The sequence below is a fragment of the Candidatus Enterococcus ikei genome (genome assembly GCF_017316105.1).
GTDB lineage: Bacteria > Bacillota > Bacilli > Lactobacillales > Enterococcaceae > Enterococcus_L > Enterococcus_L ikei.
This window is the reverse complement of record NZ_JAFLWD010000008.1, coordinates 156,135-182,382: the sequence shown is the minus strand read 5'-3', so window position 1 is coordinate 182,382 and position 26,248 is coordinate 156,135. Positions and strand designations below refer to the sequence as shown.

General features: G+C 37.2%; 25 protein-coding genes. 3 read left to right on the top strand and 22 right to left on the bottom strand.

Going from position 1 to position 26,248, the window contains the following annotated elements:
• Window positions 1-131: 131 nt before the first annotated feature.
• The 15 genes from pyrE to JZO69_RS03945 all read right to left on the bottom strand — a co-directional run bounded on the left by pyrE (window position 132) and on the right by JZO69_RS03945 (window position 16,518).
• On the bottom strand, window positions 132-767 hold the full coding sequence (gene pyrE, locus JZO69_RS04015) for an orotate phosphoribosyltransferase (protein WP_207111604.1): 636 nt from the start codon (window positions 765-767) through the stop codon (window positions 132-134).
• Window positions 767-1,483, bottom strand: a complete 717-nt coding sequence (pyrF, locus tag JZO69_RS04010) for an orotidine-5'-phosphate decarboxylase (RefSeq protein WP_207111603.1) — start codon at window positions 1,481-1,483, stop codon at window positions 767-769. Before pyrF ends, pyrE begins: the two co-directional genes overlap by 1 nt.
• Window positions 1,480-2,409 (bottom strand): dihydroorotate dehydrogenase, encoded by a 930-nt coding sequence (locus JZO69_RS04005; protein ID WP_207111602.1) that lies wholly within the window; start codon window positions 2,407-2,409, stop codon window positions 1,480-1,482. The genes pyrF and JZO69_RS04005 overlap by 4 nt, the downstream gene beginning before the upstream one ends.
• The gene (locus tag JZO69_RS04000) at window positions 2,406-3,188 is read right to left on the bottom strand and encodes a dihydroorotate dehydrogenase electron transfer subunit (RefSeq protein WP_207111601.1); all 783 of its coding nucleotides are present in this window, start codon (window positions 3,186-3,188) and stop codon (window positions 2,406-2,408) included. Before JZO69_RS04000 ends, JZO69_RS04005 begins: the two co-directional genes overlap by 4 nt.
• A gap of 94 nt (window positions 3,189-3,282) precedes the next feature.
• Entirely contained in the window at window positions 3,283-6,465 is a 3,183-nt protein-coding gene (gene carB, locus JZO69_RS03995) for a carbamoyl-phosphate synthase large subunit (protein WP_207111600.1), read from the bottom strand.
• The gene (locus JZO69_RS03990; RefSeq protein WP_207111599.1) at window positions 6,465-7,544 is read right to left on the bottom strand and encodes a carbamoyl phosphate synthase small subunit; all 1,080 of its coding nucleotides are present in this window, start codon (window positions 7,542-7,544) and stop codon (window positions 6,465-6,467) included. The genes carB and JZO69_RS03990 overlap by 1 nt, the downstream gene beginning before the upstream one ends.
• A gap of 2 nt (window positions 7,545-7,546) precedes the next feature.
• Entirely contained in the window at window positions 7,547-8,830 is a 1,284-nt protein-coding gene (pyrC, locus tag JZO69_RS03985) for a dihydroorotase (RefSeq protein WP_207111598.1), read from the bottom strand.
• 9 nt (window positions 8,831-8,839) lie between these two features.
• A complete protein-coding gene (locus JZO69_RS03980; protein ID WP_207111597.1) occupies window positions 8,840-9,766 on the bottom strand; it encodes an aspartate carbamoyltransferase catalytic subunit in 927 nt (308 codons plus the stop codon).
• Window positions 9,767-9,891: 125 nt separating this feature from the next.
• The gene (locus tag JZO69_RS03975) at window positions 9,892-11,178 is read right to left on the bottom strand and encodes a solute carrier family 23 protein (protein WP_207111596.1); all 1,287 of its coding nucleotides are present in this window, start codon (window positions 11,176-11,178) and stop codon (window positions 9,892-9,894) included.
• 33 nt (window positions 11,179-11,211) lie between these two features.
• Window positions 11,212-11,769: a bifunctional pyr operon transcriptional regulator/uracil phosphoribosyltransferase PyrR gene (gene pyrR / locus JZO69_RS03970; RefSeq protein ID WP_207111595.1), complete on the bottom strand. Its 558-nt coding sequence runs from the start codon at window positions 11,767-11,769 to the stop codon at window positions 11,212-11,214.
• Window positions 11,770-12,188: 419 nt separating this feature from the next.
• Complete coding sequence (locus JZO69_RS03965) at window positions 12,189-13,094, bottom strand: RluA family pseudouridine synthase (RefSeq protein WP_207111594.1); 906 nt, start codon at window positions 13,092-13,094, stop codon at window positions 12,189-12,191.
• Window positions 13,045-13,557, bottom strand: a complete 513-nt coding sequence (gene lspA / locus JZO69_RS03960; protein WP_207111593.1) for a signal peptidase II — start codon at window positions 13,555-13,557, stop codon at window positions 13,045-13,047. The genes JZO69_RS03965 and lspA overlap by 50 nt, the downstream gene beginning before the upstream one ends.
• A gap of 6 nt (window positions 13,558-13,563) precedes the next feature.
• The gene (locus JZO69_RS03955; RefSeq protein WP_207111592.1) at window positions 13,564-14,265 is read right to left on the bottom strand and encodes a CBS domain-containing protein; all 702 of its coding nucleotides are present in this window, start codon (window positions 14,263-14,265) and stop codon (window positions 13,564-13,566) included.
• Window positions 14,265-14,648 carry a hypothetical protein gene (locus JZO69_RS03950; protein WP_207111591.1) on the bottom strand — a complete coding sequence of 128 codons (384 nt, stop codon included), beginning with the start codon at window positions 14,646-14,648 and terminating at the stop codon, window positions 14,265-14,267. The genes JZO69_RS03955 and JZO69_RS03950 overlap by 1 nt, the downstream gene beginning before the upstream one ends.
• 199 nt (window positions 14,649-14,847) lie before the next feature.
• Window positions 14,848-16,518 (bottom strand): formate--tetrahydrofolate ligase, encoded by a 1,671-nt coding sequence (locus JZO69_RS03945; RefSeq protein WP_207111590.1) that lies wholly within the window; start codon window positions 16,516-16,518, stop codon window positions 14,848-14,850.
• Window positions 16,519-16,701: 183 nt separating this feature from the next.
• Between JZO69_RS03945 and JZO69_RS03940 the strand changes: the two genes are divergently transcribed.
• Complete coding sequence (locus JZO69_RS03940; RefSeq protein ID WP_207111589.1) at window positions 16,702-16,902, top strand: cold-shock protein; 201 nt, start codon at window positions 16,702-16,704, stop codon at window positions 16,900-16,902.
• 36 nt (window positions 16,903-16,938) lie between these two features.
• Here the strand turns inward: JZO69_RS03940 and JZO69_RS03935 are convergent, their stop codons facing one another.
• Window positions 16,939-17,382, bottom strand: coding sequence for an EbsA family protein (locus JZO69_RS03935; protein ID WP_207111588.1), 444 nt, complete (start codon window positions 17,380-17,382; stop codon window positions 16,939-16,941).
• 83 nt (window positions 17,383-17,465) lie between these two features.
• Between JZO69_RS03935 and JZO69_RS03930 the strand changes: the two genes are divergently transcribed.
• Entirely contained in the window at window positions 17,466-17,861 is a 396-nt protein-coding gene (locus JZO69_RS03930) for a ribonuclease HI family protein (RefSeq protein ID WP_207111587.1), read from the top strand.
• Between the two features lie 60 nt (window positions 17,862-17,921).
• Here JZO69_RS03930 and ybaK read toward each other — a convergent pair whose 3' ends face one another.
• From ybaK to JZO69_RS03905, 5 genes are all read right to left on the bottom strand, one after another.
• Entirely contained in the window at window positions 17,922-18,374 is a 453-nt protein-coding gene (gene ybaK / locus JZO69_RS03925) for a Cys-tRNA(Pro) deacylase (RefSeq protein ID WP_207111623.1), read from the bottom strand.
• A 135-nt stretch (window positions 18,375-18,509) separates the two neighbouring features.
• Window positions 18,510-19,265, bottom strand: a complete 756-nt coding sequence (aroD, locus tag JZO69_RS03920) for a type I 3-dehydroquinate dehydratase (RefSeq protein ID WP_207111586.1) — start codon at window positions 19,263-19,265, stop codon at window positions 18,510-18,512.
• A gap of 14 nt (window positions 19,266-19,279) precedes the next feature.
• On the bottom strand, window positions 19,280-20,482 hold the full coding sequence (locus JZO69_RS03915; protein ID WP_207111585.1) for an MFS transporter: 1,203 nt from the start codon (window positions 20,480-20,482) through the stop codon (window positions 19,280-19,282).
• Between the two features lie 16 nt (window positions 20,483-20,498).
• Window positions 20,499-21,377, bottom strand: a complete 879-nt coding sequence (locus tag JZO69_RS03910) for a shikimate dehydrogenase (RefSeq protein ID WP_207111584.1) — start codon at window positions 21,375-21,377, stop codon at window positions 20,499-20,501.
• A 16-nt stretch (window positions 21,378-21,393) separates the two neighbouring features.
• Window positions 21,394-23,451, bottom strand: a complete 2,058-nt coding sequence (locus JZO69_RS03905) for an oxidoreductase (protein WP_207111583.1) — start codon at window positions 23,449-23,451, stop codon at window positions 21,394-21,396.
• A 460-nt stretch (window positions 23,452-23,911) separates the two neighbouring features.
• Here JZO69_RS03905 and JZO69_RS03900 point away from each other — a divergent pair, with 460 nt between their 5' ends.
• Entirely contained in the window at window positions 23,912-24,820 is a 909-nt protein-coding gene (locus JZO69_RS03900) for a LysR family transcriptional regulator (RefSeq protein ID WP_207111582.1), read from the top strand.
• Window positions 24,821-24,914: 94 nt separating this feature from the next.
• Here the strand turns inward: JZO69_RS03900 and JZO69_RS03895 are convergent, their stop codons facing one another.
• Complete coding sequence (locus JZO69_RS03895; RefSeq protein WP_207111581.1) at window positions 24,915-26,087, bottom strand: class I SAM-dependent rRNA methyltransferase; 1,173 nt, start codon at window positions 26,085-26,087, stop codon at window positions 24,915-24,917.
• Window positions 26,088-26,248: the final 161 nt, after the last annotated feature.

Genomic DNA, 26,248 nt, shown 5'->3' with positions numbered 1-26,248 from the left:
AACTGTTTATGTATAATTTAAAGGCCTATTTTTTTAATAACCAAGATATAGCATATCAGAAGAAAGAGATCTATCAAGAAAAAAGCATGATTTTTGAGCGCTCATTCAAAATCATGCTTTTTTACTTTAAATTATTTATCTAACCAATTTTCAGGATCTTTTTTCCAGTTTTTCAATAAAGTAACATCACTTTGTTCGATATAGTTCGATTCTAACGCCGCTTCGATCAATGTTGAATAGTTGGTCAAGGTAATTAAATCCATATTATGCTCTGCAAATTTTTCTTTTCCTTTCGGCAATTCATAAGTGAAGATTGCCGCAACACCTAAAACATCGGCTCCTTCACGTTCTGCAGCCTCTGTTGCTTCCAATACACTTCCACCAGTTGAGATTAAATCTTCGATTACAACCATTTTTTGACCTTTAAAAATCCGACCTTCAATTTGATTGCCTTTCCCATGTTCTTTTGCTTTACTACGAATATAAACCATTGGTAAGTCTAAAATATCCGCTACCCATGCCGCATGAGGAATTCCTGCTGTTGCTGTTCCAGCAATTACTTCAACCTCTGGATAAGCCTGCTTGATTTTTTCTGCTAAACCTTTTGCAATTGCCTTACGAACAACTGGATAACTCATTGTGATACGATTATCGCAATAAATCGGGCTTTTAAGCCCACTTGCCCAGGTAAAAGGTTCATTAGGACTTAAAAATACGGCTTCAATTGCTAATAAGTCCTTAGCGATTGCTTTTGCTAATTCTGTCATTATTGTTCTCCGTTCCATTCGTTTTTTATCGATTTATAAGCTTCATAAGGTGTATTCGCTTGAGTAATTGGTCTGCCCACAACAATATAGGTCGAACCAATTTTTCTAGCATCACTTGGTGTTACAACTCGTTTTTGATCTCCAACTTCACTACCGCTTGGTCGAATGCCTGGAGTCAAACAAACAAATGTTTCACTCGTTTTTTGATGAATGAGTTCTGCTTCTAATGCTGAACAAACTACACCGTCTAGCCCAGCTTGTTCTGCGCATTTTGCATAATGAAGCACGCTTTCTTTTAGAGGAACGTCGATCAATTGATCCTGGTGCATTTCTGCTTCACTTGTTGATGTCAATTGTGTAACAGCGATCAATACTGGTACGTTTCCCCCTGGTTTTGTTCCTTTTATCAAACCTGCTTTAGCAGCTGCCATCATACGTTTACCACCAGCAGCATGAACATTCGTGATATCTACCCCTAATTTTGCTAAACCTGTCATAGCTTTTTCAACGGTATTCGGGATGTCGTGTAGTTTCAAATCAAGAAAAACGGAATGTCCCAACTCTTTTAACCAACGGACAATCTCAGGCCCTTCTTGATAAAACAATTCCATTCCTACTTTGACAAATAGGGCTTCGTCTTTCGGAAATTTTTCTAAAAACGCTTCTACTTCAACTTTAGAAGGGAAATCTAAAGCGATGATTGGTCGTTGGGTCATTGATTTTTCCCCTCTTTCACTTCTTTGATTAGTTGCTCCAATGATTCGATCCCGAGTTCTACCATTCTTTGAGGTAAGGCATCAATCAGTTTAGGACAGATATATGGGTCAGTGAAATTCGCTGTCCCAACCGCTACTGCACTTGATCCAGCCATAAACATTTCCAATACATCATCTACTGTTTGAACACCACCCATACCAATAATTGGTAAATTTGAAATTTGAGCTACTTGATGAATTAGTCGAATGGCAACTGGTTTGATTGCTGGACCAGACAGCCCTCCTGTTTGGTTAGCTAAAATCGGACGACGTGTTTTTAAATCAATCCGCATACCTAAAAGTGTATTGATCATTGAAAACCCATCGGCACCACCGGCTTCAATTGCTTGTGCGACTGGTACGATATCTGTCACATTGGGAGATAATTTGACATAAATCGGCACTTTAGCGACTTTTTTTACTGCTTGTGTTAATTGGAAAGCAACTTCTGGATCAGTCCCAAAAGCGATCCCACCATGTTTAACATTAGGACAGGAAATATTTAATTCGATTGCTTTTACATTTGGAGCATCACCGATTTTACTGCAGACTTCTACATAATCTTCTTCACAAGCACCCGCAACATTGGCGATGATCGGTAAATCATAGGCTTCCAAAGCTGGTAGCTTCGTGTTCATGACAACCTCCAAGCCAGGGTTTTGCAAGCCGATTGCATTTAGCATACCACTAGGTGTCTCTGCGACTCTTGGGGTAGGATTTCCAAAACGTGCCTGTGGTGTTGTTGCTTTGACCATGATCGATCCTAACTTTCCAAGATCATAATATTTAGCATATTCTTCGCCAAATCCAAAACAACCACTTGCAGGAATAATCGGATTTTTCAGCTCCAAGCCTGGAATACTAACAGCTAAAGGATTCTTTATCATAAAACCACCTCACTTGCTCTAAAAATAGGACCTTCGTCACATACTTTCACACTTTTAGTACCTGTTTCATCATCTGGGACATGACAAACACAGGCATAACAAGCACCCATTCCACAAGCCATCCGTTGCTCCATTGAAAGAAAGACATTTGGATTATCAGAAAAAACTTGAGCAACCATTTTTAACATGCCATTTGCGCCGCAAGCGTACACCGCATCAGGACGTTCTTTTTTTACAGCATCTAACAAAAGATTTCCTACATTTCCTTCAACCCCAAATGATCCATCATCTGTAGCAAATCTAGTGTCACCTAAAGCGATAAATTCATCTTGGAAATAAGCAACTTCTTTAGAAGCATAACCAAGAAAATGTACCACTTCCACACCTTTTTGCGTTAATTGTTTCGACAATTCATACATTGGCGGAATGCCAATGCCGCCACCAATTACATAAGCCTTTTGACCAGCTGTCAAAACCTCGGTATCAAATCCATTTCCTAAAGGACCCATGACATCTAATTTATCTCCGGCAACCATTTTAGAAAAGACGGTCGTTCCATCGCCTTCTGTCCGATAAATGATTGTACACGTTTTTGCTTGTTTATCAATTTGATTTAAACTTATCGGTCTTCTTAAAAGCATATCTTCTCTAGGAACCTTGATATGAATGAATTGACCTGGTTTTTCCATCTCGTTGACTAAATCGCCTGTTAAAGTCATTTGAAAAATTCTAGGAGCTAATTGTTTTTGAGAAACAATCGTCATAATTTCCTGTTTCATGTTTGCTACTCCTTTACAAAATATTGTAGAGAGGATGGGACAGAAATGTTTAACCTTTTATTTCTCGGAGTTTTACGCTTCTGTCCGAATATCTCTAGATTGCTTCAGTTGAGAAGGCTCTTGATTCTAAGACTTTCAAAATGGCTTCAGCTGTATCCAATGAAGTAAATAACGGCACACCATGCTCTACGGCTTCGCGACGAATCAAAAAGCCGTCTTGATTCAAGTCTGAACGATTTTTATCCATCGTATTTACAACTACTTGTGCTTCACCTGTACGAATCAAATCAAGCACTGTTTGGCCGCCCTTATGGTTTATTTTATCGACTGTTTTGACGCGTAAACCATTTTCTTCTAAGAATTTTGCTGTGCCTTTTGTCCCAATTAAACTATAACCGATAGCGTTGAAGCGTTTTGCTAAGTTCAGTGCTTCTTCTTTTGTCTCATCAGCGATTGTAAAAAGAACAGCTCCATAACTTGGCAATTGCAGACCAGAAGCTTCAAAAGCTTTATACAAGGCTTTTTCTAAACTATGATCAGATCCCATTACTTCACCTGTTGATTTCATTTCTGGACCTAAGTAGGTATCAACTTTTTGTAGTTTAGTGAAAGAGAATACAGGCGCTTTAACGTGAACTTGTTTGCTTTCAGGATATAATCCGTCTTTATAGCCTAGCTCACTTAATTTCTGCCCAAGAATCGCTTTTGTTGCTATCTGAGCCATTGGAATGCCTGTAATTTTACTTAAAAATGGTACCGTTCGGCTCGCACGAGGATTGACCTCGATCACATAGACTTTTTCTTCATGTATGACAAATTGGATATTCATCATTCCGATACAGTTCAATCCAAGCGCTAACTTTTTAGTGTAATCAGCAATCGTTCTTTGGATATCTTCTGATAAGCTTTGTGGCGGATAAACAGCCATTGAATCACCAGAATGGACTCCTGCACGCTCAATATGTTCCATGATTCCTGGAATCAACACTGTTTCGCCATCACAAATCGCATCAACTTCACACTCTTTGCCTAACAAGTAGCTATCAACTAAAACTGGATGCTCTGGAGATGCTTTGACTGCATTCATCATGTAGTCTTCCAAATCTTTTTGATTCTCTACGATTTCCATGGCTCGTCCACCAAGAACATAACTTGGACGGACTAAAACTGGGTAACCAATTCTGTTTGCGACCTTTACGGCTTCTTCAGCACTTGTAGCCGTATCTCCAGGAGGTTGAGGTATATCTAATTCTTGTAACGCTTGTTCAAATAAGTCACGATTTTCAGCTCGATCTAAATCTTCAATCGAAGTGCCCAAGATCTTAACGCCTTGTTTCACTAAAGGTTCAGCTAAATTGATTGCTGTTTGCCCACCAAATTGAACAATTACGCCAGTTGGCTGCTCCAATTCGATTACGTTCATAACATCTTCTAAAGTTAATGGTTCAAAATAAAGTTTATCTGAAATCGAAAAGTCAGTTGAGACCGTTTCAGGATTACTATTCATAATGATAGCTTCATAACCAGCTGCTTGAATTGCCTTAACTGAATGAACAGTGGCATAATCAAACTCTACCCCTTGTCCGATCCGAATTGGGCCTGATCCTAATACTAGGACAGATGGTTTCTCTGAGCGAATACTTTCATTTTCAAATTCATACGTGCTATAAAAATAAGGTGTTTGAGATTCAAACTCTGCTGCGCAAGTGTCTACCATTTTGTAGACTGGAAGAATCTTTTGTTCATGGCGGTAATCAGTAACTGCTTTTTCAGTCATTTGCCACAATTCAGCAATCTTACGATCGGTGAATCCGTTTTGTTTCGCTTCTTTCAATACGGTTGTATCCTGCACATTTTCCTTCAACGTTGTTTCTAACTCAACGATATGAAGAAGTTTATCTAAGAAGAATAAGTCGATTTTGGTCAACATAGCTAATTCTTCAATCGGATAACCTCGGCGAATTCCTTCGGATAAATAAAACAGACGATCATCTTGTGCTTTCACGATTTTTTCAGTTAAACGTTCATCGCTAAACTCTTCCAACTCTTTTAATTCAATATGATAGGCGCCAATTTCAAGTGAACGGACAGCTTTTAACAACGATTCTTCAATATTGCGACCGATCGCCATAACTTCTCCTGTTGCTTTCATCTGAGTGCCTAAACGACGATCACCTTTTTCAAATTTATCAAAAGGCCAGCGGGGAATTTTCGCTACCACATAATCTAAAGCTGGTTCAAACTCAGCGTAAGTTGTCTCAGTGACAGGATTTTTCATTTCATCTAAAGTTAAACCCACTGCGATTTTAGCAGCTAGTTTAGCGATGGGATATCCTGTAGCTTTACTGGCTAATGCAGATGAACGTGAGACACGTGGATTTACTTCGATCACATAATAATTGAAACTATGAGGATCAAGCGCCAACTGAACGTTACAACCGCCTTCTATTTTCAAAGCTCTTATAATTTTTAATGATGCATCTCGAAGCATTTGGTATTCATAATCAGACAGTGTTTGGCTTGGAGCAAAAACTATCGAGTCTCCAGTATGAATTCCTACCGGATCGAAGTTTTCCATATTGCAGACAACAATTGCATTATCAGCAGAATCACGCATCACTTCATATTCGATTTCTTTAAAACCAGCAATACTTTTTTCAATCAGGCATTGGGTTGCCGGAGATAATTTCAAGCCATTTTCAGCTACGATTCGTAACTCTTCTTCATTATCACACATCCCTCCGCCAGTTCCACCTAAAGTGAATGCTGGACGTACAATAATCGGATAACCAATCGTGTTAGCAAATTCTACTGCCTGCTCCACAGTGTTGACTATTTCACTTTCGGGAATCGGCTGATCCAAGTCTTCCATTAATTGTTTAAATAAATCGCGATCTTCCGCTTGGTCTATTGCGCTTAATTTTGTGCCCAATAACTCGACATTCAGCTCATCTAAAATACCAGAAGCAGCTAATTCCATCGCCATATTCAATCCTGTTTGACCGCCTAAAGTTGGTAATAACGCATCTGGACGTTCTTTACGTAAGATACGGGAAACAAATTCTAATGTAATCGGTTCGATATATACTTGATCAGCAATTTCTTTATCCGTCATTATCGTTGCTGGATTTGAGTTTACTAAAACAACTTCGTAGCCCTCTTCTCTTAAGGCAAGACATGCCTGAGTACCAGCATAATCAAATTCTGCGGCTTGACCGATAATAATTGGTCCTGAACCGATGACCATAATTTTCTTGATATCTGTTCTTTTTGGCATTAGTCTTGCTCCTTCCACGCATCCATTAGTTCCATAAATTCATCAAATAAGTGAAGTCCATCATGTGGACCTGGTGCTGCATCTGGATGGTATTGAACAGTAAACGCTGGATATTGACGGTGTCTAACACCTTCGACAGTTCCATCATTTACTTCTACATGTGTGACCATCAATTTTTCTGGATCAACGGTTGCTTCATCTACTGCATAGCCATGATTTTGTGAAGTAAAATCAATTCTTCCAGTTGCGATTTCTCTCACAGGATGATTTAATCCCCGATGACCAAATTTCATTTTGTACGTATCTGCACCGTTGGCAAGAGCAAATAGCTGATGTCCTAAACAAATTCCGAAAATTGGTACTTTTCCTTGGATTGCTTGAATCATTTCAATCGCTTCTGGCACATCCTTTGGATCACCGGGTCCATTGGTCAGCATTACGCCATCCGGAGATAGCTCTAAAATCGTTTCAGCATCTGTGTTATAGGGTAAAACTGTCAAGTTACAATGACGCTTTGAAAGTTCACGTAAAATGCTATGTTTCAATCCAAAATCAACCACGACTACATTACGTCCGATACCAGGACTTGGATATGGTTTAGTTGTTGAAACTTGAGCCACTTGATTTTTAGGCATCACGGTTGCTTTCAGCTGATCAAATGCATGAGTTAAATCATCACCTGCATCAATAAATCCTGCTTTCATTGTCCCAACGGAACGAAGCTTTCTAGTCAAAGCTCGTGTGTCGATCCCTGATATGCCAGGTATTCCTTTTCTTTTAAGAAATTCATCTAATGTCATTTGAGCCCGCCAATTTGATGCAAGTCGAGCATGTTCTTTCACAATTACACCTTTACAAGTAGGAGAAATCGATTCATAATCATCGCGATTGACACCATAATTACCAACCATTGGATAAGTAAATGTAATGATTTGACCATTGAAACTTTGATCAGTGATCGTTTCTTGATAACCAGTCATGCTTGTCGTAAATACGACTTCACCAACCACATCGACTGCTGCACCAAATGCTTTTCCTTCAAAAACGGTTCCGTCTTCTAGTATCAATAATCGCTTCAAATTTATGCATCTCCTTTAGACCATGCTGATTGTCCATCAACAAAAGTCATTAGTGTATTTCCTTTAACTTTCCAGCCAACGAACGGTGTGTTGACACCTTGTGATTCAAAATCTTTATCATCGATCGCTTCTTCTGTCGCTAAGTCAAAAACGGCAATATCTGCTGGGCTGCCAATCGTTAATGTTCCTGCCTCTAAACCGAATATTTCAGCTGGTTTTGTTGCCATCCAGTCGATTACTTGTTCAAGAGTAAATTTACCTGTTTCAACAAAATGGGTATAAATCAATTGGAAGGCTGTTTCACTTCCGACAATACCGAAAGGTGCTTTTAAGAATGTTTGATTTTTTTCTTCTAATCCATGAGGAGCGTGATCGGTTGCAATACAATCGATCGTACCGTCCAAAAGACCTTCAATCAGTGCGTCACGATCTTCAGTTGCACGCAATGGCGGATTCATCTTCCAAAAACCATTATCTTCCGGGATGTTTTCATCGATTAAAATCAAGTGATGAGGAGCAACCTCAGCTGTTACATGAACACCTGCACGTTTAGCATCACGAATGACACGGACGCTTTCTTTGGTGGAGACATGACAAACATGGTAGTGTACGCCAGTCTCACCTGCTAAAATGACGTCCCGTGCAATTTGTGAGGCTTCTGTAGAGCTTAAAATCCCCGGCAAACCTAATTTCTTAGAAATCTCTCCCTCATGCATCACACCATCGAATAATAGTGACTCATCTTCTGTATGAGCAACAATCGCCATTCCAAGCGATGCGGCTTCTTTCATAGCCAGATGCATTGTCCCAGCAGTTTGAACTCCTACACCATCGTTTGTAAAAGCAAATGCGCCAGCTTCTTTCAAGGCTTTTTGATCTGTTAAAGTTTCGCTACGCAACTCTTCTGTGATAGGAGCGTATTGTAAGACTTTTACTACAGCATTTTTTTTGATGATCTCGTACACTTCTTTTAGTTTTTCTGCAGTATCTGGTACAGGATTTAAATTAGGCATAGCGCATACCGTTGTATAACCGCCCCTAGCAGCTGATTTGCTACCTGTTTCAATTGTCTCTTTATAGGTAAAGCCTGGCTCTCTTAAATGAACATGAACATCAACTAAACCTGGAGTGATCAGCTGCCCTTTTGCATCGTACACTTTTTCAAAGGTACTTTCGTCAAAAAACTCACCAATTGCTCTGATCTTACCATCTTCAATCCAAATTTCTGCTGGAATTAATTGATTGTCTTTTTTAATTATTTTTCCATTTTTGATAAGTGTTTTCATGTTGTTCACCTATGCCTTTCCATGTAATACTGCTTCTAAAATTGCCATTCTCATATAAACACCGTTGCTCATCTGTTGAATGATTCTGGATTGAATTCCTTCGACTAGTGAATCGGCTAGTTCAACATCACGATTAACAGGAGCTGGATGCATGATAACCGCATGCTTTTGTAGTTGTTTTGCTCGCTCAACTGTCAAGCCGTATTGCTGATGGTATTCTTCTTTTGAAAATAGTTCTGATCCATCATGACGTTCATGCTGAACGCGAAGCAACATCATTACATCAACAGTTTCAACCACTTCATCTAAAGGCATATAATGTCCATAAGCTTCAAATTGTTTATCGTACCACTCTTCTGGACCTGAGAAAAAGATTGTTGCACCAAGACGTTTTAGCATTTGCATGTTTGACTTGGCAACTCTGGAATGTGTGATATCGCCCACGATTGCAATTTTTAGGCCTTCAAAATAACCAAACTCTTCGTAAATCGTCATTAAGTCTAATAGACATTGCGTTGGATGCTGTCCGCTGCCGTCACCACCGTTGATGATGGAGCACTGGATCGTTTTACTTTGAATCAGTTCGTCATAATAATTTTCTTCACCGTGACGAATGACTGCCACATCTACTCCGATTGCTGACATTGTCAGTACCGTATCGTAAAGCGTTTCACCTTTTTTTACCGAGCTCATGCTTTCTTCAAATTCAATTACTTCGATCCCTAGTTTTTTCTCAGCAACGTCAAAACTTTTATGGGTTCGTGTACTATTTTCAAAGAACAAATTTGTCGCAAAGTATTGCTTTTTCTCAGGTTGCCATGTCGCACCTTGTTTAAATTCTTGTGCACGATGAATCAACCCCATAACCTCTTGATCACTTAATGCTTCTACGGTTAAAAGATGTTTTAAACTGATACGTTCAGATGTGATGATCATTCGTTTTCCTCCTTAGTTTTAAAGCTGAAAGGCTAGCTCTTGAAGCTAGATAACACAAAAGCTGAAAGGGCTTGTTCAGCCTTGAAGCTAGATAATGATTCTAACAACATTCCGCTTCATTTTTATTAGTTAGACTTTTCTTCACTACGTGCAGTTTCAGGTAAAATCAAGTTCAGAATAATTCCTAAAACTGTCGCTAATGCCATTGATGATAATTCAAAGGTATCTAGCTTAAATACCAATCCTCCGATACCAATAACTAAGATCACGGATGCGATAAGTAAGTTCTTTTTCTTGTCAAAATCGATTTGATTGTCAATCAGGATTTTTAATCCGCTTGCTGCAATTACTCCGAATAATACAAAACTGATACCCGAAATGACTGGACCAGGAATACTTAAAATGACTGCACTTAACTTCCCAACAAATCCAAGACCGACCGCAAAGACTGCTGCTCCTCCGATAACAAAGACACTGTGCACTCGTGTAATTGCTAAAACCCCGATGTTTTCTCCGTAACTTGTGACAGGCGGTCCTCCGACTAAACCAGCTACGATTTGTGCTGCTCCGTCTCCCATCAATGTTTTGGATAAGCCTGGATCTTGGAAAAAGTTACGTTTAGTTAATTTATTCAAGACCATTAAATGTCCGATATGTTCTGTCATTGTTACAAAAGCGATCGGTGCCATTGTTGTAATTGCATTTAGGTATAATTTAGGTTGATATTGAACGAAGGGGATTTCAAAGTTCGGCATAGCGAACCAAGCGGCATTTTTGATTGGCTCTACGTCTACGATTCCGAACGCTAATGCCACTAAGTAACCACTGACAATCCCTAATAAAATCGGAATCAAGCCGAGAAATCCTTTGAAAAACATGTTATAAAAAATCGTTAAGCCTAAAGTAATTAATGCGACCGCGATAAATTTAAAATCATATTCGCCATTATTGAACATAGCATTATTTGAAGCATTTGCTGCCAGGCCAAGACCTATGACCATCACTACAGGTCCGACAACGATCGGTGGTAAAATTTTATCCAACCAAGCTGAACCAATTTTGCTGATGATGATCGAAACGATCAAGTATACCAAACCTGTTGTCATCGCGCCTTGAGCGATTGCGGGATAACCATCGCTTTTCATCAACATTTGCATTGCTGCGATAAATGCAAAGCTACTTCCTAGATAGGCTGGTATTTTCCCTTTGGTAACGAACAAGTAAACGATTGTTCCAAGACCAGAACTGACTAAAGCAATTCCTGGGTCAATTCCAACTAAAATCGGGACTAAAACTGTTGCTCCGAACATAGTGAATAAATGCTGTAAACTTAAGCCGATCCAATGGGCTGTTTTTGGTCTATCATGAATATCTAAAACTGCTTCTTCATTGCGAAATTCTTTCTCTGTCATCTCAACCTATCCTATCTCTACTATTGTATTTGTTTATTCTTCAGTACTTGCAATCAAAATCCGGTCAGCGCCGTCTTTTTCTTCTACTTCAACAATGATTTCTTCAGCCATTGACGTTGGAATGTTTTTCCCAACATAATCTGCTCGAATCGGTAGTTCTCGATGCCCTCTATCAACTAAAACAGCTAATGAAATTTTTCTTGGTCGTCCAAGATCCATCACTGCATCCATTGCTGCCCGAATCGTTCGACCTGTAAAGAGTACATCGTCGATCAATATCACTTCTTTTCCTTCTAAAGAAACTGGAATATCAGATGAGTGAAGTTCTGGTTCATCTAATGAACGTTCTTTCATTGATTGTCCGTCCATATCATCACGATATAAGGTAATATCCAGCTCACCTACTGGAACCTCGATTTGTTCCAATTGTTTTAAACGTTCAGCAATTCTTTGTGCAATGTAGATCCCTCGAGTCTTGATTCCTACTAAAACAATATCTTGGATTCCTTTATTTCTCTCAATGATTTCATAAGTGATTCTTGTTAGTGCACGTTTCATTGTTACCGCATCGACAACTTCTTTTCCTTGCATTTTTTCTCCTCCTAAAATTTGTAGTTTTTACTAATGCCTTATGAACAATTTGTTTCAGTGTAAAGGCGATACACTTGCTCTTTTTCATGGGGTATTAGCGATTGTTCTTCCTAATTTTGAGTAGTTGAAGTTTTTTAGTGATTCACTAGTAAAAGTATTTCTCTCACTTCGTTCGCCAAGTATTTTTCATCAGCTACTCTGTCAGTCGCTGTGATGAAAAACAAAAATCCTCCTACCCGTGTTCGGATAGGAGGATTGAATTTATCTATACAAAGATACCATTCATTTCACACAGATTTTTTCTAAGCGCACCTAGATATTGTTCTGCATGTTTCCTTCTTAGCCTCACGGGACTACTCTTAAAGGATTACTTATTTAATTTTCTTTCTAAAACAGTGTACCTTTTCTTTTGAAATAAATCAATCATTATTCCTTAATTGGTCTAAAGTTTTTTCAAAAAGGTCAGGTAAAGGCGCTTCAAAGACCATCATTTGGCCAGTTGTAGGGTGTTTAAATCCTAACATTTCTGCATGTAAAAATTGTCCTTTGCCTTTTAAGGTTTTTCTTGGTCCGTATAATGGATCACCTGCAACGGGAAAGCCAATATATTTCATGTGTACCCGAATTTGATGAGTACGTCCTGTTTCTAATTGTAATTGAACCAAGGTAAAATCATTAAATCGTTCCAACACTTCAAAATGAGTTACAGCAGATTTGCCGCCTTCAATTACCGCTTGCATTTTGCGATCATTTTTTGAACGACCAATCGGTGCGTTGATTTCCCCTTTGTCATGAGATATTTCACCATGCACTAATGCAACATACTTTCTAAGTGAGGTTTTATCTTTCAATTGTTCAGCTAAAGCAACATGGGCTTTATCATTTTTGGCTACCATTAACAATCCAGAGGTATCTTTATCAATCCGATGAACGATGCCTGGTCGGATAATTCCATTGATTGAAGATAAATCTTTTATATGATACAACAACGCATTCACTAGCGTTCCATTTTGATGCCCAGCTGATGGATGAACCACCATGCCCTGAGGTTTATTAATAACAAGTACATCGTCATCTTCATAAACGATTTCGATTGGAATATTTTCTGCTTGAACATCCAATTCCTCTGGTTCTGGAATAGTAATGTTGATTTCATCATTTTCTTTGACTTTATAATTTGAACGAGTCACTTCACCATTGACTGTGATATTTTCATCTTTTAGCCATTGCTGGATTTGTGAACGAGAATGATCTTTCAGTAAGTCACTTAAGACCTTATCGATCCGTCCTTTTTCTTGTTTTATTTTTACAATAATTTGTTCCATTTTTTCCATCCTTTGCTGCTTTTTCGTCTAAAATCAAATAAATAAAGATACATGCTACACCAATAACTAACACGGAGTCAGCAACATTGAATATAGGAAAGTTAATAAATTCTGTCTGGAACATATCAACGACATATCCTAAACGTAAACGGTCAATAAAATTACCGATCGCTCCTGCAAGGACTAAACTCAATCCAACTGTAAACCACTTGCTTCCATTGATATTTTTAACTAAGATATACAAAACTACAGCTACCACGATCACCGTAATAATGTAGAAAAACCACATTTTCCCTTCTAAAAGGCTCCAAGCAGCTCCGGTATTACGAATATTAGTAAACGATAACACGCCAGGAATAAACTCCTTCGTTTCTCCTAATTGGATATTGGCGACCGTTAAATACTTCACCCACTGATCTAAACCGATCAATACTGCACTGATAATTAGATATATTGCTAACAACTGCGTTCATTCCTTCTCTAAATTATTGTATAAATCTCTTGGACGAATAATACCAAGTAAACTCCCATTTGGGTTACCATCTTTTGTAATCAATATTGCTTCCAGTCTAACTTGGGTCACAAACATTTCTTCTACTTGAAAAACAGTCGTCTCTTTGCTGACGAATTGGTAATTGCTTCCTTTGTAGTTATTTACTAAAAGTTCAGATGCTTTTTTACCCTCTAAATGGATATCACCTTTTGAGCTTTCAATCGCCAACCAGATACCTATACCGCGAACGGTTATTAATCCTTTAAAAACACCATCATCATAAATAGGAAACTGAGAATATTGTTTTCGAGCTACGATCGATAATATTTCTTTGATTGAAATATTCACATCAAAACCAGTAACTTTTTTTGAAAAACGAGGGAGGACTTTTTCTGGACTGATCAATGCTTGTTCGATTTCCTGCATTCGTTGAACGGCCCAATCATTTGGCTCAGCGATCACAAAATCAGTTGAAATACGTTCATGTACAATCGCATTTCTCAATTGTGCCATTTGGAGCAAGTCATCTTGAAAGAGCGTAATTTGACTGTCTTTTTTTCTAGCTAAACGGCGAACCATTTCGCTAAAACCCATGCTTGTGGGATTATTTAATTGTTCGCGAAACCATTTTTCAATTCGATTAAAGCTACTCAAAAATTCTTCGGCTCTCTCACCCATCATCTTTTCTCCTTGACTACATAAGCTTTATTTAACATAGAAAATACAAATCCAAAATAGATAATAAGCAATGCCAAGATTCCTAGTATATTTAAATGCAGTATTGGAATCAACAACATACCAATAAAGAGTATAACATACACTAAAATCAGAGAGGAATTCATCGTGATTTCCAACTCGATCACTTGTCCCGTATCAAGTACTGTATATGGAGCACTTTTCAAAAAGAAAAATGACGCCTGAATAGTACACTTTTCCTCATCTATTTCAATTTGCTTCGATTCGTTTTGACTCAAATATATCCACTTTTTATCATTTTTTTTAATCTCGATCGGACTACCCATTCCATAAAATCCGGTATTTCTAGTACAACGAATATTCATGCTGATTCCTCCTCGAGCTTTAGTTTAAAGTATATAACAAAAAACAGCAGACTGGAAGAAAGAAGTTGATTTGAGTGGAAATAAACTAGATTCTATAAAAAAGACTAGTTTATAACTCTACGAGTCACAACCTAGTCTTACAAAATCTTGATAACAATGGAATCATAAATAACCTTTTCCATCTAAAAATCACTATTTATTAAAACAAGCCAATCGCGTTCCCATCCTTGTCAACATCCATGTTCAGTGCCGCAGGCTTTTTGGGTAAACCTGGCATTGTCATAACATCTCCAGTTAACGCTACAATAAATCCAGCACCAATCTTTGGTACAAGTTCACGGATAGTAATTGTAAAGTCTTGCGGGCAGCCTAGCTTTTGAGGATCATCCGATAACGAGTATTGAGTTTTAGCCATACACACTGGTAATCGATCCCAACCATACTTTTCAAAAGTCGCCAATTGATTTTGTGCTTTTTTAGAAAAAGCTATATCACTGCCACCATATATTTTAGTTACAATCGCCTTGACCTTATCCTCCAAGTTCATCCCCATTTGATAAATGGTTTTAAAATCAGCAGTCTCTTCTTCGATAACTTGAGTAATACGTTTAGCTAGAGAAATTCCTCCTTCAGCTCCTTTTTCCCAAACACTAGTCAGTTCAACTGGGACGTTGATTGATTCACACAAATCATTTAAAGCATCGATTTCATTTTCGGTATCGTCAATAAATTCATTGATTGCAACAACTACTGGCAAACCGTAACTTTTCATATTTTCAACATGTTTTTGTAAATTAGCAAATCCCTTGACCAAGGCAGGAATATTTTCAGTATTTAGCGCAGTCTTTTCAATACCACCATGCATTTTAAGAGCACGAATCGTTGCAACGATCACCACGGCATCTGGTGCTTTTTTCAAATTGGGTACTTTGATATCTAAGAATTTTTCTGCCCCTAAATCTGCGCCAAAACCAGCTTCAGTTACAACATACTCACCAAGCTTTAATGCTGTCTTTGTCGCTAAAATACTATTACACCCATGGGCAATATTAGCAAATGGACCACCATGAACTAGCGCTGGCGTGCCATATATCGTTTGAACTAGATTAGGTTTTATCGCATCTTTTAGTAATAAGGTCAATGCTCCTTGTACGCCTAAATCACTAACGGTTACTGGCTCACGATCAAAGGTATAACCAACTACAATATTTCCTAAACGGAACTTAAGATCTTCTAAATCTGCTGCCAAACATAAAATTGCCATGATTTCACTGGCTACCGTAATATCAAAACCATCCTCACGAGGTACTCCTTGGATCGGACCGCCTAATCCAATAATGACTTGACGTAATGCACGATCATTCAAATCCACCACACGTTTCCATATCACTCGTCTAGCATCAATATTCAACTCATTTCCTTGTTGGATATGATTATCTAACAAAGCAGAAAGTGCATTATTTGCAGTTGTAATAGCATGCATATCCCCTGTAAAATGTAAGTTGATATCTTCCATCGGTAAAACTTGTGCGTATCCCCCACCTGTAGCACCGCCTTTGATTCCCATCACAGGTCCTAATGAAGGCTCACGTAAAGCAATCACTGTCTTTTTACCAATATGATTCAGCGCATCACCTAAACCGATCGTTACAGTGGATTTTCCTTCACCTGCTGGCGTCGGATTGATTGACGTAACTAATATTAGCTTTCCTTCATCTTTTTCCGCTAAGCGTTGTACTGCTGAAAAGTCAATTTTAGCTTTGGATTTTCCAAATAATTCCAAATCATCTGGGGTTAAACCAATCGATTCTGCCACAGTGTTTATGGGCAATAAGTCAACTTCTTGAGAAATTTCAATATCTGTTTTCATCAACAAACCTCTTTTCCCGAACTTTATTCGTGAAAAAATAAAGTTCGTTAAGCTATTTATCATTATAACGTTTATTTCATTCCTTTTCCATCACAAAAAGCGCTTTTTCACAAAAGATTGACGGGGTCTATTTTTCACTTTATAATGATGCTAGACTTTAGAATATAAAGGAGCGTGATTTGAATGGAAAAAGGGTTCGTCAAGTGGTTCGATAATAGAAAAGGTTACGGTTTTATTGGTTACAATGAAAACGAGGAAATCTTTGTTCATTTCACAGCAATTGAAGAAGATGGCTTTAAGTCATTAGAAGAAAATCAAGCAGTTGAATTCGAAGTAATGGAAGGCACACGTGGCTTACAAGCCGCTCATGTGAAGAAAATATAGAAAAAACAGCATCTTGTTTACACAAGATGCTGTTTTTTAATAATGTTTACCAATAGTCAACTGAGGATCTTCAATAACCCTACCAGTAAATGATTTTTGCTGTTTCATCGATTTTATGAACGCTCGTTTTGTTTTCTTTGTCATGATAAATAATTGTGTATCATCTTTGAAAGAAGGTGAGATTATTTCAATACACTTAGGTCCAACTCGAATTATTTCAATAGTAGCTAATTTTATTTTTTTGCGTCTGACTGGTAATAAAGCATGAATAAACAAGGATTCTTCTTCTATTACAAAATAACGATTATAACCTAATAAGGTAAAGAAAATGAAAATGCCTAATACAATATTACTTGTCAAATACGGACGTGTATACTCCAATGTCAGTATCAAACTTAAAAATAAAATGCCAAATGTACAGGACCAATAAATTATCGCTGTTGATAATTCTGGTTGCCAATGATAGACTTTTTTCTTCATGTAGCGACCCCTTAATAAAAATTCAGTATGTTATAATAATAACATACTTCAACTTTGAACGAAAAGAAAATAAGGAGATATTTATGTTACGAATATATGTCGATGCTGCAACAAAAGGAAATCCAGGCCCTAGTGGTGGCGGGATCGTTATTGTAGGAGATTCACTTCATGAACAAATCCATATACCTCTTGGCGAGTGTTCTAACCATGAAGCAGAGTTTAAAGTTTTTATTAAAGCCATTCAATTAGCTATTGAAAAAAAATTGAATGATCAAACTATTTTGATTCATTCTGACAGTAAAATCGTTGTTCAAACAATTGAAAAAAGGCACGCTAAAAATCCTTTATTCCAACCTTATCTACAGATCTTTCAGCAGTTAGAAAGTAATTTCCCACTACTATTAGTCAAATGGATTCCTGAAAGTCAAAATAAAGGTGCTGATACTTTAGCAAGACAAGCCTTACAAAAATTCCATTAACCTTGAAGTTTGGACGAAAGTGACATGATTTTTCTACTTTCAGTCTAACTTCAAGGTTTTTTACATCGTCAAATCTGCTATTTCACCATTCGTTACTCCAAGGATAGATAATGGCGATACCTCAATCTGCATTCCTCGTTTACCGGCTGAGACAATGATTGTATCGTATGTATTTGCTTCTTCTGCAAGATACGTTGGAAATAATTTTTTCATCCCAATCGGCGAGCAGCCACCTCTAATATACCCAGTTGTTTCTTCTAAATCTCTTAAATGGAGCATTTCAACTTTTTTATTTCCGCTCGCATGCGCTAATTTTTTTAAGTCTAGTTCTTTGTTACCAGGAATCACTGCAACGACTGGACCTGTTTTATTTCCTACAGTCACTAATGTTTTAAATATTTTGCCATCTTCTATTCCTAATTTTTCAGCAACGCTATCTGCACTTAAATGGTCCTCGCTCCACTCAAACTCATACTCTTTATAAGCTATTTTTTGTTGTTCAATAATGCGCATCGCATTTGTTTTTTGTATTTTCTTTTTCTTAGACAATTTCTTCACCTCGTAATTAAGTTTATCAAAGAATTTACTGGATGCAAGAAAAATAGACTAGTTAAAAATGAATGCTTCCATTTCTAACTAGTCTAATTTTTACATTGCTAAGGTTTTAAGGATTTCGCGTAATTCACCCACAGGCACTTGCCCCGGAGCTGATGCTTTTTTTGCTGCACCAAAAGTCATTGCTGAACCAAAAACTTCTCCACACATTCTGCTAACCATACCTAATTGTCCCATTGACATTGTAACGATTGGTCGATTTGCATGTATTTTTTTCATTTCATTTGTTGCTTCTAAAAGTGTTAAGACGTCCTCTGCAGATTGCGGCATTACAGCAATTTTGCAAATATCCGCATTTTTTTCCTGCATACTGCACAATCTTGAAACGATTTCTTCTTTATTCGGTGTTTTATCAAAATCATGGTTACACATCACGATTTTGATTTCTTTTTCATGAGCTGCTTTGATCGTTTCTTGAACAAGTTCTGCATCCATAAATAATTCCACATCTAGTAAATCAATTTGGCCCTGTTCGATAACAGTTTTATATAAATCAAAATATTGTTCATCTGAAAACGCAATTTCGCCGCCTTCTTGTTTTGTACGAAAAGTGAAAAGAACAGGTTTTTCAGAAAGAATTTCAGCGATTTTTTTTGACATCTCTGCCGCTGCTTGAAAATCTGCTACTTGGTCAAAGAAATCAACACGCCATTCAACAAGATCGCAATCGATCGTTAGTAAATGTTTCGCTTCTGCGATTAATTCTGCTTCATTTTTACCTACTAGAGGAACAATAATCTTAGGACTCCCGCTACCGAGAGTTACGTTTTTAACTGTGACTGTATTCATTCTTTGCATCCTCCTTATTTAGATGTATCGATTGTTTGACGATAGCGAATAAAAATAATAACTGCCAATACAAAACCGATTCCTGCAATGATTGTATCAAATAACATGATACCACGCACATTTGTTTTCGCAATTTGGGCAGCTGCCACTGGAATAACAAATGAAGCGATACTCCCAAATGTATAATAAATCCCTGTGATTGTCCCTTTACCTGCTGGGAACATTTCACCCATAACAGTTAATCCTAATTGTAACACGCCACCCGCTGCAAAGAAACCAACCAAAGCGGCACCAATCATACAAACAAGTGGTGTTGGGAATAACCACATAATCGCGATCGTCAAAAATGAAACAAAGGTATAAATAACAACTAGATAAACTGAACGAACTTTTGAAGCCATAATTGCTGTAAATGCTACACATAATAATGAACCAATAGAATAATAAGAAACTAACACGCCTGCATCCGTTTGAGCCATGCCTGCAACTTGTTCACCATATGTTCCGATAAATTGACTGATTAGATAAAAAGTTGCTTGAGCGATAAAACCATAGATCACAAAGGCAACCCCTTCAATAGCCATCTTAGGTTTTGATTTAAATTTAACTGCTGGAGCTTGTTCTACTGCTTCTTCCGTTTCTTCAGCAAGTTTAGCATCTGCATCTGGGAAAGGTTGTTTCCATAAATAAATTGCATTGACGCCAAGTAAAATTGCAGCGATCATAAATGACCAGCCAAACCATAAATGATTTGAAGCTAAGAATTTAATCATCAATGGCAAAGCAAATTGTCCACCTTGAATAAAGGCTTTTAACAAAACAGTTGCTGTTCCAGCAGTTTTTGGAAATGATTCCATCAACGCAGGATATGTTCCAGAATCTAGGAACGAATTAGAAATCCCGGCAATTACTGCAAAAAACATCGCTAACTCAACACTTGGACTATACAATATACCAAAGAAGTAAGCCGCGTATGTCACCATGCCTAAGTAAATAAATGGTTTACGTCCAAACTTATCAGATAAACGCCCAGAAATCATGATTGCAATCAGACGTCCGATTCCTAACATCGAAATAACTTTGGCGATTCCCATTAAATCTGTATCCCATTGAGTCATCAAAGAATTTTGATTTTGTGAAATAATAATAACGCCCATCCCATGGACAATGTAGTTGATATAAAGACCTATGGCGGTCGGTGTGTATTTATTTTTCATCGTTTTCTCCTAACTGTTAGTCCTTAAATAGTAATTCTTTAATATAATCAACAGGCATATCTTCTCCAGTGAAATGTTTGAAAGCTTCTGCTCCTTGATAAAGCATCATGCCTAGTCCGTTGATTGTTTTCTTCGCGCCATGTTCACGGGCAAATTTTAACAATTTTGTTTCTTTTGGAATATAGACAACATCAAAAACTACTAAATCTGGACGGATAACTTCAGGGTCATTGATCAAGCTTTCTTCTTGTAGAGGTTTCATACCTACTCCTGTTGCGTCAATATAAATGCTACTTTCACTAATTGATTGTTTAAACGCAACTTGATCAGACAAATCTGTTAGTGTTGCTGAACAATCTGTATTTTCATTAATTTTCTTAACAGTTGCTTCAGCGTTTTTATAGTGCTGATCATTAATATTGAAAATTCGTAATTCTTTGGCACCATCTAACGCTGCTTGAATCGCAATTGCTGTTCCTGCACCGCCAGCTCCTGTCATTGTAACGATTTGACCTTTGACTTCTACGCCTTCTTCTTTCAACGCACGCATCGCGCCAGTTCCGTCAGTTACATGCCCGACTAAATGGCCTTTTCCATCTTTGTTTGTGACAGTATTAACTGCACCAACTAATTTTGCAGCGGGTGAAAGCTCGTCTAAATAAGGAATGATCGCTTGTTTATTTGGCATAGAAACGTTTGATCCGCGAATTCCTAATGCACGAATTCCTTGAACTGCATCTTTTAATTCTTCATTTCCAACTTCAAACGCCAGATAAGCATAGTCTAAACCTAATTTAGCAAATGCTTCATTGTGCATTGTTGGTGATAAACTGTGGCGAATCGGTGTTGCAATCAAGCTGATCAATAATGTGTGTCCATCAATTCTTTCTGTCATGATAAATTCCCTCACTTTATATAGTTTGTGTCACTTGTAAACTTTTTGTTTGTTCAAACAACATTTTTTGTGTTCGTGTGTTTTCTAAAACTTCGATTGTTTTCAGAATGTCGCGGGCTTCTCTTGTCCCTTCCATGATTCGTCTAGCAACTTTACTGTCCCCCATATTTAAAAGTACAGCACCATTGCTTCTAGCATATTGATCAAGTTCACGAATCATCGGTGCTTCAGCACGCATTCCTAAACATACAAAACCTAAATCAAATGGTAATTCGATCATTTCTCCATCTTTTTCAACTAAAAAGCTATTTTCTCTAACTTCTGTCAGTTTTGTTTCTACATGGACTTCCACATCAAATTTTTCGACAATTTCCATCATCGCAAGTTTTGTAATCAAATCAAGATCTTTCCCGATTTCACCTTGCATTTCCACAATACTCACTTTTTTAGCACCACGTTCAGCATAATATTCCACAACGTCTAAACCAACAGCCCCTCCGCCAATCACAACAACTTCTTTTCCTTCAAACTCTTGGAATTTTGACATATCATCTAAAATATCAAAAATAGAGAAGATTTTTCTATTTGGATTATCCAATTGTTCTTTTAAGCCATTGATTGGTGGTAATAACGGTTTTGCACCCGTAGCATTAACAATGATATCTGGTCCGATTGCTTCGATATCAGCTAATGTTGCTGCATGATTTAAATGAATCGCTAAATTATCTAGTTCTTTACAACGATTGATTTCATAAGTAATAAAATCATCGATTCGTTTCTTATCTGGGAAACGAGCAATTTCATGACCTAAGCCGCCCAGATACTCTTTTTGTTCAAAAAGTTCTACGCTAACACCAACTTCAGCTGCTGTAGCTGCCGCTTCAAGTCCTGTCGTCCCTCCACCGATAACAACCATTTTAGTTGGATGTAGAATAGGTTTCATTTTATAGTCATCTTCATAATGTAGATCTGGATTTACGGTACAACGCATTGGGCGAGCTTTGGCAATACGATGATCAGCACATCCGATGTTGCAAGAAATACATTTTCTTAGTAAATCTTCTTGTCCATTGGCTACTTTGTTAACCCAGTTTGGTTCGGCAATCAATCCACGCCCCATTGCTAAAAGATCTGCATCTCCTGCTTCAAGGATTTCAGTTGCTCGTTTAGGACTGCGGATATTTCCAGAAGTAACGGTTACTTTATCAGGAAAACGCTCCTTAACCGCTTTTGACATATACGCACGCCAGCCATCCGCTAAATTCATTTTATCGATTTGATATTGTAAGCTGTCATTCAACGCAGCTGATACATTTAATATATCTACTTCCTCTGCAAAATAACTTAAAATTTCAATTGTATCTTCTAATGTATTACCACCTTCTAATAATTCATCTGCACTAAAACGAAGAGAAATTGGAAAAAACGGACCTACCGCTTTTCTAACAGCTTCAACCACTAATTTAGTTAAACGAGCACGATTTTCTGGACTTCCGCCAAATTTATCTGTTCGTTTATTATATAAAGGAGATAAAAACTGACTTAAAAGATACGAATGTCCTGCGTGAATTTCTACACAATCAAAACCAGCACGTTGTGCTCTTAATGCGCCATCAGCATAACGATCAACGATTCCATAGATTTCTTCTTCAGTCAAAGGACGTGGAATAGGATTACCTTTTTTTGAAGGAATATTTGATGCAGAAACTGGTTGCTCCCCTTCTAAGCGTAATCCATAGGCAGAAGCTCCTGCATGATTGATTTGAACAGACGTACACGCACCATAAGCATGCATCTTTTCATTAAAATGCCATAACCCAGAAATATATTGATCATTATCCATTCTTAATTGACGAGCACCATTTGTTCCCATCGGATAATCGATACACACATTTTCCAGAGTAATTAAACCAGTTCCACCTTTTGCTCGTTGTTCATAATAGGACACATGCTGCATACTGAATGTTCCATCCATATTAGCGAAGTTCGTTCCCATTGGCGGCATGACAACACGATTTTTCAACGTCATTCGTTTTACAGTTAAAGGTTCAAAGATTGCTTGATAATTATTCATGATAACCTCCTAAATTTAAAAGCGAAGCGAGCTCGTTCAACCTCGACTGGAAAATAGGAAATTATGAAAGAGGTGTTCTTTACCTCTTTCATCATTTATCTTTTTCCCGAGAGGTTAGCCCGCGTAGCTAGATAACAATAAAAGCGGACAAATCAGGTAATCCTGTAGAAAATTAAGAAATTGACATTGAAATGGTCTTTATTTCATTGACAATTTATCTATTTTCCTAAGGATTGATTTGTATAGCTAGATAACATTATCTTAAAGATAATTTTTAATTGTGAAATACTTAACAATTACTATGTCATCATTTTAATTCAATAAATCAATAAATTCCAATGAATGTTTTTTATCTTTTCTATAAATATATTTTATCAATGGGTTTTATTTCTTTTTTGATGCATCATTGTATAATTATTGATAAACTATATTTATGAATGAACCATAAGGAGTTTTGTAAATGAATTTAAGACAATTAGAGTTTTTCCGAATGTTGGCTGATACTCAACATATGACTCATGCCGCAAAGTTATTAAATACTACACAACCTAATCTTAGCCACTCCATGTCTGAGTTAGAAAAAGAATTAGATGCTCAATTGTTTGAAAAAAAAGGACGAAACATCCAACTGACAAAATACGGGAAATTTTTCTACACTTACGTTTCTACTGCTTTAGAAGAATTAACCAAAGGAGAGCGTGCTTTAAGAGAATTGGTCAGTCCAGAAAAAGGATTAGTTGATTTCGGGTTTATTTATACTGCCGGGTCATTTTTAGCGCCTATGTTAATGAAAGAATTCTCAGCGTATCCGGGAAATGAACAAATTCGTTTTAATTTATTTCAAGGAAATTCATCCGATATGACTGATTTATTGTTGAAGGAAGCTGTTGATATCGCCATCACTTCTAAATTAAAAGAAGATCAACAATTAAATTATGAAATTTTAACAGAACAAGAGATTGTCTTAGTTGTCCCGCTCCATCACCCTCTAGCTATCTATGATAGTATTTCATTGAAGCAAACAAGTGATTATCCATTCGTTTATTTTAATGAAAGAAGTGGGTTGCGTCCTTATCTTGATAAAATGCTGACAGCGGCATCTATCGCACCAAATATTATTTGTGAAGTTGAGGAAGATCATACCATGTTAGGATTTGTTGCACACGATTATGGAATTGCCTTGATGCCGAAAATTCCATCGATTTCAGCTTATAAAGTAAAAACTATTGCTTTAGAAGATAACTTTTTCCCCCGTTATATTTATCTAGCGACAAAAAAGGATCATTTTCTTTCGCCAGCCGCTTTACGCTTTAAAGAATTTGTGATCCCTTTTGCTCAAAATATGTTTTATCAATACAAAAATGACTGAGACATATCCCAGTCACATGGAATCAAAATAAAAGATGGGAGCAGAAGCATCTGTTACGCTACGCGTAGAGACACACTTCTGTTCCCACCTTTTTCTATTTTTTTATCTCAATAAAGAATACTTTTAAATAGTTTCCCTCTTCAAAATGACTATTTGTTTTAAAGTCATTAGGTAACTGGTACGTTTCTTTAAAGTTATAATGAACTTTTTTCTCTTCTAATGCTTGAATAATCATCTTTTTATACTTTTCAAGAGAAATATTAGCAGCATTTGTCGAGGCGATCAACAAGCCTTTATTTTCCATGATATCAATAGAATCTTTGACTAAATCTCCATAATTTTTTGCAACAGAAAATACTTTTTTCTTATTGCGAGCAAAACTTGGCGGATCTAAAACAATCACATCATACTTTAATTGTTTGCGAACAGCATATTTAAAATACTCAAAAACATCCATAACAATAATCTTTTGATCTTCTACAGCTAAGTGATTCACTTCAAACTGTTCTTTTGTTTTTGGTAAACTTCGCTTCGCTAAGTCTACACTTGTTGTGTTAACTGCGCCGCCCATGGCACTTGCGACAGAAAAAGCTCCTGTGTAACTAAACATGTTTAAAACGGATTTTCCAGCTGCTATTCCTTCAACTAAACGACCTCTAACTTCTTTTTGATCCAGAAATATACCTGTCATCAGTCCATCATTTAAATACGTGGCATAAGATACACCATTTTCAGAAACCAATAGTGGTTCAGGTGCCTCGGTTCCAAATAAGAGTTGTGATTCAGGAAGTGATTTATTTGGAAAACGAACTTTTTCATATGCTCCTTTGATTTCTAGAAAACTCTTTTGGAAGGCTTGTACAATTTCTGCTTTTTTTTGATATAACGTTTCATTATACCAAGAGAATACTGCAAAATCGTCATAACGATCAATAGTTAAGCCACCCAAGCCATCCCCTTCTCCATTAAATAAACGATAGGCAGAAGTTGAGCCGTCTTGTTCAAATACCGAGCGATGAGCCTTCGCTTTTGAAAATAGTTCTTCTAAAAAAAGTGAATCTATGCGACCTTGCCAATTCACTAGCCAGCCAATTCCCTTATTTTGTTCCCCAAGATAACCACTAGCAATAAAACGACCTTGATTATCGATCACGTTCACCCACTCTTTTGGAAAAGTGTTCGGAACCTCCATAAGGTCCTCTTTTTGAATCAGAGGATACCCTGCTTTAAATTTTTTTTCTGATTTTTTCGTTACTTTTATATCCATGTTTTTAGACATCCTTCATCTGAAATTCTTTATACATATACCTCTTATTTGTTTCGACCTTCATTAGTATATCAAAAAACAGTTCTTCTGTCCTTATCAATTATTGACAACTTAGCAAGCGATTATCTTAAGAAAAGTAAAATTTTATTAACTTTTCTACG